This window comes from Nocardiopsis lambiniae (assembly GCF_031845465.1).
Lineage (GTDB): Bacteria > Actinomycetota > Actinomycetes > Streptosporangiales > Streptosporangiaceae > Nocardiopsis > Nocardiopsis lambiniae.
This window is the reverse complement of the sequence record NZ_JAVREP010000013.1, coordinates 63,933-77,636: the sequence shown is the minus strand read 5'-3', so window position 1 is coordinate 77,636 and position 13,704 is coordinate 63,933. Positions and strand designations below refer to the sequence as shown.

Here is a 13,704-nt window from a genome sequence, read left to right as displayed (position 1 = left end):
CCCCGTTCGAACTGGTCCGACACCCGGCACGGCAGGTGTTCCCGCCCCTCCCCGGGGCGACCGACACGGTCCGTCCACACCTCGGAACGGAGCATCATCGAACGCCCCGTTCCTCCAATACGGTCAGTCCAACGGAGGACGCGAGCGTGACCGTTTGACATCACCGCGTCGCCGTTTGGCGTCGAGCCGCCGCTGCCGGGCCGCCCGACCCGGCCGCGTCGCCCTCCGCTCACGCGGCGGCGGCGCGATCGCCTCCGCCAACAGGGCGGCCATCCGCTCCCGGGCCTCCACCCGGTTGCGCACCTGCGACCGGTGCGTCTGCACCGTCACCGTCAGGACCCCGCCCACCAGACGCCCCGCCAGCCGCTCCAGGGCCCGCTCGCGCCGGGTCCGCCCCAACCCGCCGCACCCGGCCACGTCCAACGACAGCGACACCCGGGTGTCGGAGGTGTTGACATGCTGCCCGCCCGGCCCCGACGACCGGGAGAACCGCCACACCAGGGCGTCGGCGGGGACGGTGACCGGACCCACGATCAGACCGCCGTCATCGGCGGCACCCGCGTTCACGACCACCATCCCCCTCCGTTCGCACCGCTAGTGCGCGGCGTCGTGCCAACTGCGTCCGCCCCCGACCGACACGGCCAGCGGAACACGCAGATCATAGGCGGTGCTCATCTCGTGACGCACGAGGTTTTCCACCGCCTCGCGCTCACCCGGCGCGATCTCCACGACCAGTTCGTCGTGCACCTGCAACAACACCCGGGAGGCGAACCCTCCCTCGGTCAACGCCGAGTCGACCTGGAGCATCGCCACCTTGATGATGTCGGCCGCCGAGCCCTGGATCGGCGCGTTCAACGCCATCCGCTCGGCCATCTCCCGGCGCTGGCGGTTGTCACTGGTCAGATCCGGCAGGTACCGGCGGCGCCCCAGCATCGTCTCGGTGTAGCCGACCTTGCGCGCCTCCTCCACCACCGCGTTCAGGTAGTCGCGCACCCCGCCGAACTCGGCGAAGTAGTCCTCCATGAGCCGCTTGGCCTCTTCGGGGGTGATGCCCAACTGCTGCGACAGACCGTACGCGCTCAACCCGTACGCCAACCCGTAGCTCATCGCCTTGATCCGCGACCGGGCCTCACCGTCGACCTCCTCCACCGTGGTGCCGAACACCTGCGCCGCCATCTGCGCGTGGAAGTCGTAGCCGCTGTTGAAAGCGTCGATGAGCGCCTTCTCCTCGGACAGGTGGGCCATGATCCGCAGCTCGATCTGGCTGTAGTCGGCGGTCAACAGCTCCTCGTACCCCTCACCGACCACGAACGCCCGCCGGATCCGCCGACCCACGTCGGTGCGCACGGGGATGTTCTGGAGGTTGGGGTCGGTGGAACTGAGCCGTCCCGTGGCCGCCACCGTCTGATTGAACGTGGTGTGGATGCGCCCGTCATCGGCGATCGTCTTGATCAGGCCCTCGACCGTGGTCCGCAACTTGGTCTGGTCCCGGTGGTGCAGCAACACCGCCGGCAGCTCGTTGTCGGTCTGCGCGGCCAACCACGTCAGCGCGTCGGCGTCGGTCGTGTACCCCGTCTTGATCTTCTTGGTCCGGGGCAGCCCCAGGTCCTCGAACAACACCTGCTGCAACTGTTTGGGCGACCCCAGGTTGAACTCCCGGCCCACGATCTCGTGCGCCCGCTCCACCGCGGCCCGCCCCGCGGACGCGAACTCGCCCTGCAACTCCTCCAGGTAGACGCGGTCGGCGGCGATCCCCGCCCGTTCCATGCGCGCCAGCACCGACACCAACGGCAGCTCCACCCCGCCCAGCAGGTGGGTGCCGCCGCGCTCGTCCACCTCGGCCGCCAACACCCCGGCCAGGTCCCGGGTGGCCATCGCCCGCACCGCGACCTCGCGCCGGCGGTCCGAGGAACCCTCACCGCCCCCCAGGTCCAGGGCGAGCTGATCGCCGGAGGTCCCCTCGTCCAGTTCCCGGCCCAGGTACTTACGGCACAGGTCGGTCAGGTCGAACCGGCGCTGCCCCGGCTGGACCAGGTAGGCGGCCAGCGCGGTGTCGCTGACCACTCCGTCCAGGGCCCACCCGTGGGCGCCCAGGGCCAACACCGCGCCCTTGTACTCGTGCACCGTCTTGGGGCGCTCCGGGTCGGCCAGGAACCCCCCCAACGCCTCGGTGTCGGCGGCGTCCAACAGCGACGGGTCGACGAACACCGCCGCGCCGGAGGCCACGGAGACCGCCAACGCGTCCACCCGACCGGTGCCCTGACCCCACACCCCGTCCACGGCCAACCCGGCGGGCGCCGCCGCGGTGACGTCGTCCACCGAGGCGTGCTCGGTCAACCAGGCCGCCAACGCGCCGGTCCCGGCCACCGTCAGGTCGACCTCGAACCCCTCGCCGTCGACCGGGTCCCGCACCTCGTCCTCACCGGTGCTCAGCACCGCGTACAGGCGCTCGCGCAGGTTGGAGGCGAACTCCAGGTTGTCGAAGAGCGCGTCCACCCCCGCCCGGTCGGCCCGGCCCAACACCAGGTCGTCCAGGGTCACCCCCAGGTCCACATCGGTGGCCAACCGGTTCAGCCGCTGGTTGCGCAGCACATCGCCCAGGTGATCGCGCAGGTTCTGCCCGACCTTGCCGCCGATCTCGTCGACGCGCTCGATCAACCCGTCCAACGATCCGTACTTGACGATCCACTTCGCCGCGGTCTTGGGACCCACCCCGGGCACACCCGGAAGGTTGTCGGCCTTCTCCCCCACCAGCGCCGCCAGATCGCGGTACCGGGGCGGGGTCACCCCGTACTTGTCCTCGACCGCCTCCGGGTCCATCCGGCGCAGGTCCGACAGGCTCTTGCCCGGGTACAACACCGTGCAGGACTCGGTGACCAGCTGGAACGCGTCCCGGTCACCGGAGGCGATGAGCACCTCCGCGCCCGCCTCGCCGCCCAACCGCGCCAACGTGGCGATGACGTCGTCCGCCTCGTAACCGGGCGACGACAGGTTCACCACCCCGATGAGCCGCATCAGTTCCTGGGTGAGCGGCACCTGGGAGGGGAACTCCGGAGGGGTCTCCGAACGTCCGTCCTTGTACTCGGCGTACTCCTCGTGCCGGAAGGTGGGACCGGACAGGTCCCACGCCACCGCGACATGGGTGGGCTCCTCGTCTCTGAGCAACTTCACCAGCATCGACGCGAAGCCGTACACGGCGTTGGTCGACTGGCCGGTGCCGGTGCCGAACTTCTCCACCGGCAGCGCGAAGAACGCGCGGAAGGCCATCGAGTGGCCGTCCAGAAGAAGAAGGCGGGCGCGTCCGCCGGCCTGCGAGGTCTCGGGGGTCTCACGATTGGTCACCACAGGTGAATCCTAGGATGCGACGCGGACACTTCACCCAACCGAAAGGCGGCACACCATGACGACGGACCCCGAGGGCCCGCGCGAGGCGATGGAGATCGGCGCCCTCACCGGCGCCCTGGTCGAACGCATGGGCATCGAGATCACCGAGGTCTCCATCGAGCGCGTCGTCGGCCGCATGCCGGTCAAGGACAACACCCAGCCGTTCGGCCTCCTGCACGGGGGCGCCTCCTGCGTCCTGGCCGAGACCCTGGGCTCCATCGGCTCCAACGTCCACGCCCGGGCCCTGGGCGGGATCGCCGTCGGCATCGAGATCAACGCGACCCACCACCGTTCCGCCACCGACGGGCACGTCACCGGCGTCGCCGTCCCCGTCCACCTCGGCCGCACCCTGGCCACCTGGGACATCACCATCACCGACGAGCAGGACCGCAAGGTGTGCACCTCCCGCCTCACCTGCATGCTGCGCGAGACCCCCGCCCAGAACAGCCCCTCTTCACGACACCGCGAAGCACGCCTGTGACACCGTCGTCGTCCGACCGTCACACCTCGACGGTCGGACCCCTCCCCCTCCACCGTCGCGACACTTTGTCACCCCTCCGGTACAGAGCACGGCCGACCGTCCAGGAAGAACACCCGGGACGTCACGAATGACTACAGAGGCATAACAGCCTGACGGCGAGTCGGCACCAACGGGCATTTCGCGCTTTCGATCGGCGAACTTCCGTGATTAAGCTCCGCTAACGCTCCCGATTAAGTCATGCCACACATCATGGGCATCAGGGCGCAAGAGCACCATCCGGCACGGCTGCACCACGCAGCGCGTGCTCGCCGGTTGAACGGAGTGACCACGATCATGGCAAGCAAGAAGGTCCTAGGCCTCACTGCCGCAACCGCGGCCCTGGTACTGGGGCTTACTGCGTGTGGCGGCGACGGCGGCGACAACGGCGGCGGAGGTGGCGGCGGCGACGGCGACGCCTTCCAGTTCGGCATCCTCTACCCCCAGACCGGTAGCCTCGCCTTCCTCGGCCCGCCCCAGATCACCGCCGCCGAGTACGCGATCGAGGAGATCAACGGCGCCGGCGGCATCCTCGGCACCGAACTCCCCGCGATCGTCGAGGGCGACGAGGCCGGTGACGCGGCCCAGGCCAACGAGGCCGCCAACGCCCTCGTCTCCGACGGCGTCCACGCCGTCATCGGTGCCGCCGCCTCCGGTATGACCCAGGCGACCTACGACACCATCACCGGCTCCAACATCGTCCAGTGCTCCGGGTCCAACACCTCCCCGGAGCTGACCAACATCGAGGACGGCGGCTACTACTTCCGTACCGCGCCCAGCGACCTGCTGTCCGGTCCGGTCATGGCCCGCAAGATCATCCAGGACGGCCACCAGAGCGTCGCCATCGTCGCCCGCGCCGACGACTACGGCTCCGGTTACGCCGGCGGTCTCCAGGAGGAGCTGGAGGCCGAGGGCGTCGAGGTCGTCGTCAGCGAGACCTACGACCCCGACTCGACCACCTTCGACTCCGTCGTCAACGCGGTCGGCAGCGAAGAGCCCGACGCCATCGCGCTCATCTCCTTCGAGGAGGGCGCGCAGGTCATCGCCCAGCTCCTGGAGAACGACGTCTCCGGCGACCAGCTCTACATCACCGACGGCCTCAACAGCCCCGAACTCGGTGACAGCGTCGACGAGAGCAACCCGGAGATCGTCAACGGCATCACCGGCGTGGCCCCCGGTGCGGACAACCCCGAGTTCAACGACGGCCTCGGCTCGTTCGCCCCGGACCTGGAGGTCTACCAGTTCGCCCCGCAGGTGTTCGACTGCGTCACCGTGATCGCCCTGGCCGCCGAGGCCGCGGGCAGCGTCGACCCGGCGGAGTACGTCTCCGAGATGGCCGGCGTGAGCGCCCCGGAGGGCACCGAGTGCGGTAGCTTCGCCGAGTGCCGTGACCTGCTCGCCGACGGCGAGGAGATCAACTACCAGGGCGTCAGCGGCAACATCGACTTCGATGACAACGGCGACCCGACCTCCGCCACCTTCCAGATCTTCCACTTCGGCGACGACGGCTACGAGACCCTCGGCTTCGAGGAGTACTCGGTCAACGAGTAACGGACCCGGAGTCGGCTCGCACCGACCTCGGACCATCCGAAGATCACGGCGAACGCCCCCGGGGGGATCCCCCCGGGGGCGTTCCCGTGTCCCCGCCGGGACCGCGTCGACGCCCGGCCGGGGCACGTCCCCGGTCCCGGCGGATCGGCCCTCCGTCCCCTGGGCCGCGGCCACGTGGCGTCCGCCGGGGCCCGCCGGGGTCCCGGACCGGCCGCCGGGAGGGGCCCGACCGCGAGGGAGGACACCGAGCGCCCCGCACACCCGCACGCCCGGAGAGAACGGGTCCACGCCCCGGCCCCTGGTCCACACCCGCACACCCGGGGTGAGGCGTTCCCGGCGTCGTACCGGCCACCGGTCGAGGTGCGCACACCGGCACACCCGGGGAGAGCAGGCCGCGCCGCCCCACCCGAGGAGACGGCGCCGGGGAAGGCCCCGCACCGACCCGGACGGCCGCCCCTGACGGCCCCCGCCGCGGCCGGGGGCCCCGCCGCACCCGCCCACGGGAGGCGCCCACGGCCGGGACGTCCTCCCGCCCCGCACGGGCCCGCCCCGGCGCCGCGCACGACGAAGGGGCGCCCCTCACGGGACGCCCCTCGTACGAACGGACTCAGCCCTTGGCCAGGGTCCCCAGGTACAGCTCGATGACGTTCGGGTCGTTCAACAGATCCGCGCCCGTACCCGTGTACGCGTTGCGGCCCTGGTCCAGCACGTACCCGCGGTCACAGATCTGAAGGCACCGGCGGGCGTTCTGCTCCACCATGATCACCGAGACACCCGCCTCGTTGACCTGCTTCACCCGCTGGAACACCTCCTCCTGGTAGAGCGGCGACAGACCCGCCGTCGGCTCGTCCAGCAGCAGCACCGACGGATCCATCATCAAGGCCCGGCCCATCGCCACCATCTGGCGCTCACCGCCCGACAACGACCCGGCCTTGGCCTTGCGCCGATCCCCCAACAGCGGGAACAGCTCCGCCACGAACGCGAACCGCTCCGTGAACGCCTTCGGCCGCAGGAACGCCCCCATCTGGAGGTTCTCCTCGATCGTCAGCGACGGGAACACGTTCTGCGTCTGCGGGACGTACCCCACACCGCGCTCCACCAGACTGTGCGCCGGCAGACCCGAGATGCTCTTGCCGCGCAGCGTCAGAGCACCCTCACGGATCGGGATCAGACCGAAGATCGTCTTGATCAACGTCGACTTGCCCGCGCCGTTGGGTCCGATGATCGCCACGACCTCACCCTCGGTGAGGGTCAGGGTGCACCCGTTGAGGATGTTCACCCCGGGCACGTACCCGGCCACCAGCTCCTTGGCCAGCACCAGGTAGTCCTCCGGAGCACCCACCTCCAAGGACTCCTCCATGGCGTGCTCCAGCAGCTCCTCACGGTGCTCCTGGGCCACCACGACCTCCTCCACCGACTCCGGCGGCTTCTCCGAACCCGGCCGCGGGTCCCCGTTCTCACTCATCGTCATTCCTCCTCACGGGAACCCAGGTAGGCATCGATGACCTGCTGGTTCGAGCGGATATCGGACGGACGCCCCTCGGCGATGATCTGCCCCTGGGCGAGCACCACGATCCAGTCGCTGATGCCCATGATCACGTCCATGTCGTGCTCGACGAACAACACCGTCTTGCCCTCATCGCGCAACGACGTGATGTGCCCCAGCAACGACTGCACCAGCGCCGGGTTCACACCCGCCATCGGCTCGTCCAACATGATCATGTCCGGGTCGGTCATCAACGCGCGCGCCATCTCCAGCAGCTTGCGCTGACCACCCGACAGCGAACCCGCCATCTCGTCGCGCTTGGCGATCAACTTGAACCGCTCCAGCAGCTCCAGCGCGCGCTCCGTGTTGGCCCGCTCCTGGGCCTGCCACAACGGACGCAGGAACGCCCCGCCGATCCGCTCGCCCGTCTGCCCCGTCGCGCCCAACAACATGTTGTCGAGCACCGTCAACCGGGTCAGCGCCTTGGTCAGCTGGAACGTACGGACCATCCCGGCCCGGGCCACCTGGTGGCCCTTCCTGCCGCTGATCCGCTTCCCCTGGAACGACCACGTCCCCTGATCCACCCGGTCGAAGCCGGTGAGCAGGTTGAACAGCGTCGACTTGCCGGCGCCGTTCGGACCGATCAACGCCGTGATCGTGCCGCGCTGCACCTCCAGGTGCTCCACGTCCACGGCGGTCAGACCGCCGAACGAACGCCGCACGTCGTCGACCACCAGGATCGGGTCGGGCTTCTTCGAGCCGGGCACCGTCTCGGCACCCGTCATCCGGTCGACCACGGTCTCGTCACTTGACATTGATCAACATCTCCTTGCGGTCCCCGATCAAGCCCTGTGGACGGAACACGATCAGCACGACCAGCATCAGACCCGCGAAGGCCAGCTGGATCGCGCCGTAGTCCGGCCCGTTCAAGAACGGCAGCAGCCCCAGGTCCTGACCCAGGCCCTTGAGCAGACCGTCCGTGAAGTTCATCAGGAACCAGAACAGCATCGAACCCAGGATCGGCCCGAGGACCCGACCGGCGCCGCCCAGCAGCAGGATCACCCACAGGAAGAACGTCACCTGCGGTTTGAACTGGTCGGGCTGGATCGACGCCTGGTGCATCGCCATCATGCAACCCGCCAGCGCACCGATCAGACCACCGAGCACCAGGGCCTGCATCTTGTACGTGAAGACGTTCTTGCCCAGGCTGCGGACCGCGTCCTCGTCCTCACGGACACCCTTGATGACACGACCCCACGGGCTGTGGATCAACAGCCACGTCAGCCCCGCCATCAGGACGACCAGCGACCAGGTCACCGTCATCGTCCACATCTGCGCACCCGTGTACGTGATGTCGCCGAACCCGTACCGGGCCCCCGCGTCGAACGGGTTCCACACGCGGAAGTCACCGGCCAGGTTCTGCAGACCGTACACACCACCGGTCAGCGGCTCGGCGAACCCCGCCCGATAGATCAGTCGGATGACCTCCGCCGCCGCGATCGTCGTGATCGACAGATAATCCGCCCGCAATCGGAGCGTCGGGATACCCAGCAGCAGCGCCAGCACCAGGGCGCACAACAGGCCCACACCGAAACCGACGATCAGCGGCAGCTCGAACACCGACACGCTGATGCCGACACCGTAGGCGCCCACCAGCATGAAACCGACCTGGCCGAAGTTCAGCAGGCCCGTGTACCCGAAGTGCAGGTTCAGACCGATGGCCGCGAGAGCGTAGATCGCCGCGATCGGGCCGAACGCCGACCGCACGGATTCGGCGAGGATAGAAATGATGTCCATCGTCTTCTCTCCTAGCCGACCCGCTCAGCACGACCGAGCAGACCCTGAGGCCTGATCAGCAGCATGAGGATCATCAACGCCAATGCCCACGCCTGCATCAGCTGGGACGGGAACCACAGGGTGGACAACATCGCCACCAGGCCGACCGCGATACCGCCGACCATCGCGCCGTAGGCGGTGCCCAGACCACCCAGGATCACCGCGGCGAACATCAGCAGCAGCAGGCGGAAGCCCATCTCGTACTCCACCACCTGGTTGAGGCCGTAGAGCACACCGCCGAGCGCCGCCAGACCGCCGCCCAGGCCCCACACGTACAGGGTGACCCGGTCCACGTCGATACCCGACGACTCCGCCAGGTCCCGGTTGTCCGAGACCGCGCGCATCGCCTTGCCGATCCGGGTGAACTGGAGCAGACACGCCACGGCCACCAGGACCACGATCGCCACGGCCATGACCACCAGGTCGCGCGGCGGCATGGAGATCGGGCCCAGACGCACCAGCTCCTGGATCTGGAAACCGGAGTACCGGCTGCGACCCGCGCCGAACATCACCAGGATCATGTGGCGCAGGATCAGCGCCAGACCGATCGAGACGATGAACAACTGGATCAGTGCCACGTTGCGCTTGCGCAGCGGTCGCCAGATGTACCGCTCCATGGAGGCGCCCAGGACGGCGCCCATGACCACCGCGATGCCCGCGGCGATCCACAGCGGCACCTGCCAGCCCACCGAGTCGCCCAGCACACCGAGCACGGTGGCCAGCGCGATGCCCGCGAAGATCGACGACCACTGGGCGACGATCAGGGCGGTACGCCCCAGGCGCTGTTCCAGGAGGACGGCGATGAGCACCGCGCCGCCCAGACCGGCGAAGATCGCCAGCAGGGAGTTGCCCAGTCCCACCGCGCCGCTGCTGAACACCAGCGCGACCATCGCACCGAAGGTGACCATGTCGCCGTGGGCGAAGTTGATCATCTTCGTCGTACCGAAGATCAGCGACAGGCCGATCGCGGACACCGCGATCACCAGGCCGAACAGGAGACCCGCGGCCGCCAGCTGGACGAACCGGTCCCCGAAGGAACCCCTGGCCGCCGGAACGACCGTGTCCTCGTCCTCCGCGGCCTCATCGGATCCCGCGCCCTCGTCCGTGGGAGAGGCCGACTCCTCGGCCTCACCCCCGTCGGGGCGTTCCAGGGCGACGATCAGGACGCGCTGTTCGCCTGCGGGTACCTCCACCTCCGCCTCACCGTCGGAGACGAGGCTCGTCTCCCGTACGGCGAATGTGCTGGGGACGGACTCCTGGTCCACCACGACACGGTAGGTGCCCGGTCCGGGCAGCCCTACTTCCCAATTTCCATCAGAGTCGGTATCGGCCGCACCGATCTCGTCCTCACCATCGAACACCTGAATCGAGATGCCTTCGACACCCTGATCCCGGTCGTCCGGGTTGCGGATCTGACCGTGCAGCGTCTCACCGCCCTGTTCGTCCGCCGTCGCCGCAGGCCCGGGGATCACCAGGATGGCGGTGATCAGGGCGAGCAGCACGGTCACGAGGCGTGTGCGCACGCGCGCTCCTTGCGCATCTGAGGGTTAACAGTGCCGTATGCGCGCATTCGACACCGTTGTCCATTGCTGTTCGGTGCGGCGAGTTTAGCCCGGTTTAGGCTGGTCATTCAGCTTCACTTAAGCCACGTGACCCAAACGTCACCCCATCGTGCAGAAACGAGACCCAACCGTCACAGGAACCCCCTTGACCCTGGACACTTGTCTCGTTTCTCCCGCCTGGGGTGAGCGATCTGCACATTTCCTACGACACTCCGCGTCCATCCGAACACGATGAAGGGGCCGCACCCGGACGGGCACGGCCCCTGTTCGGTCCCCCTGGGAGGAGCTCGTCAGGACTGCTTGCCCCCGAGGGTCTCCACGACCGTCTCGGCGACCTTGCGCATGGTCAGGCGTCGGTCCATGGAGTTCTTCTGAATCCAACGGAACGCCTCGGGCTCGCTCATCCCGTGCCGACTCTGCAACAGGCCCTTGGCCTGCTCGACCAGCTTGCGGGTCTCCAGACGCTCCTGGAGACCGCCCACCTCCGCCTCCAGCGCCGCCAACTCGGCGTAGCGGGAGGTGGCCATCTCGATGGCGGGCACCAGGTCGGCCTTACTGAAGGGCTTGACCAGGTAGGCCATGGCACCCGCGTCGCGCGCCCGTTCCACCAGCTCGCGCTGCGAGAAGGCGGTCAGGATCACGACCGGAGCGATCCGCTCCCCCGCGATGCGCTCGGCGGCGGAGAGGCCGTCGAGCACGGGCATCTTGATATCGGTGATCACCAGATCCGGCTTGAGCTCGCGCGCGAGCCGGATCACCGTCTCCCCGTCCCCGGCCTCGCCGACGACGGCGTAACCGTCCTCTTCGAGCATCTCCTTGAGGTCCAGGCGGATCAGGGCCTCGTCTTCCGCGATCACCACGCGGCTCTGCGTCCTCGTCACGTACACGAGAGTACCGAGATCCGCTAGGATGCTGTTCGTCGGGACCGGCAATGCTGGCCAATCGTGACATCACCGTTGGCCGACCGTCGCCGGTTCACCGCCTTGGAGCAACCCAACCCAAAGCCGGACATAAACCCCAAAAGCCCCGGTAATCCAACGGCAGAGATAATGGTCTCAAACACCATACAGTGTGGGTTCGAATCCCACCCGGGGTACAAGCAGACGAAAGCCGCCCGATCGGGCGGCTTTCGTCATTTCAGACATACCACCCATGACCTGGGGAGACGCCGCCATATTGTCCTAGGTGTGAGCGACCCTGCACGGTATGTACTCATCCCACATCCGCCGCTCGGCGGTCTCCATGCTGGACACGGGGCTATCGCAGGCCGAAGTCTCCCGACGCCTGGGCATCAGTTGCGCCACGCTCCGATCCTGGTCTCGAAATCGCTCCCTCATAGAGAAGTACCGTGACAACGGCGAGTGCCCTCGCTGCGAGCCGATCCCTCGACCTCCCACCGACCTCCGGGCCTACGGCCACCTTCTGGGTCTCTATCTGGGCGATGGGACCATCAGCCCCACCGGCGACGGCACCCGCGGTGTGTGGCGACTGCGCGTCTCCTGCACCGACATGTGGCCCGGACTCATGGACGAGTACGCGGTCTCCATGGGCATGGTCCTACCCGGCCATTCCATCGGACGAGCCCAGCGCACGGGCTGCACCGAGGTGTACTCGGACTGGAAACACTGGCCCTGCCTGTTCCCCCAGCACGGCCCCGGCAAGAAGCACGAGCGGACCATCACGCTGGAACCCTGGCAGCGGGAGATCGTGCGCGTCCACCCGGAGGAGTTCGTCAAAGGTCTGATCCACTCCGACGGCTGGCGGGGGATCAACCGGGTGCGCCGCCTCACCCCCGAAGGCTGGAGGTACCACGAGTACCCCCGGTACGAGTTCGTCAACGCCTCCCGGGACATCGTCGACCTGTTCACCGACGCCCTCGACCTCTTGGAGATCCCCTGGAGGGTCCGCGTGCAACGCAGGCCCCCGCACCGGGACAAGATCTCCGTCTCCGTCGCCCGAAGGGACGCCGTCGCGCGACTCGACACGTTCGTGGGGCCGAAGAGTTGAGGCGTGTCCCGTGGGTGCCGCCCGTCGCGAGCGGAGTCACGGCGCGTTCATCGCGAGGCCGGAGGAGGAGTCGCCGCGAGGGAAGGCCGTCGGCCGCCCATCGAGGACCTTCCGGGGAGATGGACGGACGTGCGCCCCGCCCTCGTCCGCGCCGACCGGTCCTCAGCCCGCGGTCTTGATGAGCGGCGCGTCCCGGGTGAACTCGCGGAACCCGACGCCGTGGTACAGCCCGCGCGCCCGGGGATGCCCCGGCGCCCCCAGGCAGGCGACCGTCATGTGCGTGGCCCCGGCCGCCCGCGCCAGGTGCATCCCGTGCAGGAGCATCGCCCTCGCCAGCCCCCTGCGCCGGTGGTCCCGATGCGTCCCGACCGGCTCGAACTGGGCGGTCCTGTTCGCCTCGTCGAGCCACATGATCGTCGAGGAGGCCAACGTTCCGTCCGGCGCCTCCACCAGGACGTGCAGGTCGCCGCGGTAGGCCTCCGTGTCCCGGACGCCCCGGTAGGACTCGATCGTGTACGCCGAGGGGGCCCAGGCGTCCAGGTGGGCCCGGACCGCGGCCTGGGGGCCGACCTCGTCGGCGGTGCGGAACCGGAATCCGTCCGGCAGGACCGGCCGTTCCAGGTCGGTGAGGTCCCGCTCGTTGAGCAGGGTCCAGGAGCCGGTGTCCCCGAGGGAGGACGGGTCGGTCCCGTAGCCGTGCGCGGCCCACCGCTCCAGGGCGAACGTGTCGGCGGCGCCGGGCACCACCGTGCGTTCGAGGCCCGCCGCCGTGACGTCGTACCAGTCGATCACCTCGTCGACCAGTCCGGCGTGGTCGGGGTGGACCTGGTACACCAGGTGGGCGCCGGTGACGTCCCTCACCGACCCGTCGCTCAGTCTCACCCGGCGCGGAAGGTGGGCCCAGGCCCACGCGATCAGGTCGCCGTCGGAGAACCACAGCCGACGGGGCCAGGTCGCGCCGTCGGCGGCGTGCCCCTTGCCCCAGTTCCAGGCCAGTTCGCCGAACGCCGCGTCCGCGTTGACCAGGTCCGGGCGGGTGGCGGTGATGCGCTGCGCCAGAGCCTGCATGAGTCGTACGTCCGCGGCGGTCAGGAGTTCGAGGTTCGTCATGGGTGCCACCGTGTCAGCGCACGGTGGGTCCGTCGAGCCGTTTTCCGGGGCCGCCGTTCGCGGCGGACGTCGACCGACGTGCGTCACGACCGGACCGGGGGTCGGGGGGCGGTGGGTTCGGTGCCCGGTTCTGGCTGCGTGGAACCTCTGTAACTACCCGGCCGGTTCGGGACGAAAAGGGCCGTTTGTCACTTCATGCCCGGGCAAGGCGGGTCCAACCGGTCACATCACGGCCACAACCTGAGTACAAC

The 13,704-nt window shown here is 68.8% G+C and carries 11 protein-coding genes and 1 tRNA gene; 4 read left to right on the top strand and 8 right to left on the bottom strand.

Annotated elements, in window-relative coordinates; translation table 11 throughout:
* Nucleotides 1-123: 123 nt before the first annotated feature.
* Both arfB and polA read right to left on the bottom strand, forming a co-directional pair.
* On the bottom strand, nucleotides 124-576 hold the full coding sequence (arfB, locus tag RM479_RS18985; RefSeq protein WP_311513061.1) for an alternative ribosome rescue aminoacyl-tRNA hydrolase ArfB: 453 nt from the start codon (nucleotides 574-576) through the stop codon (nucleotides 124-126).
* A gap of 18 nt (nucleotides 577-594) precedes the next feature.
* On the bottom strand, nucleotides 595-3,345 hold the full coding sequence (gene polA, locus RM479_RS18980; RefSeq protein ID WP_311513060.1) for a DNA polymerase I: 2,751 nt from the start codon (nucleotides 3,343-3,345) through the stop codon (nucleotides 595-597).
* 55 nt (nucleotides 3,346-3,400) lie between these two features.
* Between polA and RM479_RS18975 the strand changes: the two genes are divergently transcribed.
* Complete coding sequence (locus RM479_RS18975; RefSeq protein ID WP_311513059.1) at nucleotides 3,401-3,865, top strand: hotdog fold thioesterase; 465 nt, start codon at nucleotides 3,401-3,403, stop codon at nucleotides 3,863-3,865.
* A gap of 333 nt (nucleotides 3,866-4,198) precedes the next feature.
* Entirely contained in the window at nucleotides 4,199-5,452 is a 1,254-nt protein-coding gene (locus tag RM479_RS18970) for an ABC transporter substrate-binding protein (protein ID WP_311513058.1), read from the top strand.
* Between the two features lie 607 nt (nucleotides 5,453-6,059).
* On the opposite strand, the gene RM479_RS18965 is transcribed toward RM479_RS18970, so the two are convergent.
* The 5 genes from RM479_RS18965 to RM479_RS18945 form a co-directional block, all read right to left on the bottom strand.
* Nucleotides 6,060-6,917 carry an ABC transporter ATP-binding protein gene (locus tag RM479_RS18965; RefSeq protein WP_397222577.1) on the bottom strand — a complete coding sequence of 286 codons (858 nt, stop codon included), beginning with the start codon at nucleotides 6,915-6,917 and terminating at the stop codon, nucleotides 6,060-6,062.
* Between the two features lie 2 nt (nucleotides 6,918-6,919).
* Entirely contained in the window at nucleotides 6,920-7,753 is an 834-nt protein-coding gene (locus RM479_RS18960; RefSeq protein WP_311513056.1) for an ABC transporter ATP-binding protein, read from the bottom strand.
* Nucleotides 7,743-8,735: a branched-chain amino acid ABC transporter permease gene (locus RM479_RS18955; protein ID WP_274807883.1), complete on the bottom strand. Its 993-nt coding sequence runs from the start codon at nucleotides 8,733-8,735 to the stop codon at nucleotides 7,743-7,745. Before RM479_RS18955 ends, RM479_RS18960 begins: the two co-directional genes overlap by 11 nt.
* 11 nt (nucleotides 8,736-8,746) lie before the next feature.
* Nucleotides 8,747-10,297 carry a branched-chain amino acid ABC transporter permease gene (locus tag RM479_RS18950; protein ID WP_311513055.1) on the bottom strand — a complete coding sequence of 517 codons (1,551 nt, stop codon included), beginning with the start codon at nucleotides 10,295-10,297 and terminating at the stop codon, nucleotides 8,747-8,749.
* Between the two features lie 329 nt (nucleotides 10,298-10,626).
* Nucleotides 10,627-11,196 carry an ANTAR domain-containing response regulator gene (locus RM479_RS18945; RefSeq protein WP_274808129.1) on the bottom strand — a complete coding sequence of 190 codons (570 nt, stop codon included), beginning with the start codon at nucleotides 11,194-11,196 and terminating at the stop codon, nucleotides 10,627-10,629.
* Between the two features lie 163 nt (nucleotides 11,197-11,359).
* Here RM479_RS18945 and RM479_RS18940 point away from each other — a divergent pair.
* Nucleotides 11,360-11,432, top strand: a tRNA-Leu gene (locus tag RM479_RS18940).
* 110 nt (nucleotides 11,433-11,542) lie between these two features.
* A complete protein-coding gene (locus RM479_RS18935) occupies nucleotides 11,543-12,343 on the top strand; it encodes a helix-turn-helix domain-containing protein (RefSeq protein ID WP_311513054.1) in 801 nt (266 codons plus the stop codon).
* Nucleotides 12,344-12,505: 162 nt separating this feature from the next.
* Here RM479_RS18935 and RM479_RS18930 read toward each other — a convergent pair whose 3' ends face one another.
* Nucleotides 12,506-13,453 (bottom strand): GNAT family N-acetyltransferase, encoded by a 948-nt coding sequence (locus RM479_RS18930; RefSeq protein ID WP_311513053.1) that lies wholly within the window; start codon nucleotides 13,451-13,453, stop codon nucleotides 12,506-12,508.
* Nucleotides 13,454-13,704 lie beyond the last annotated feature (251 nt).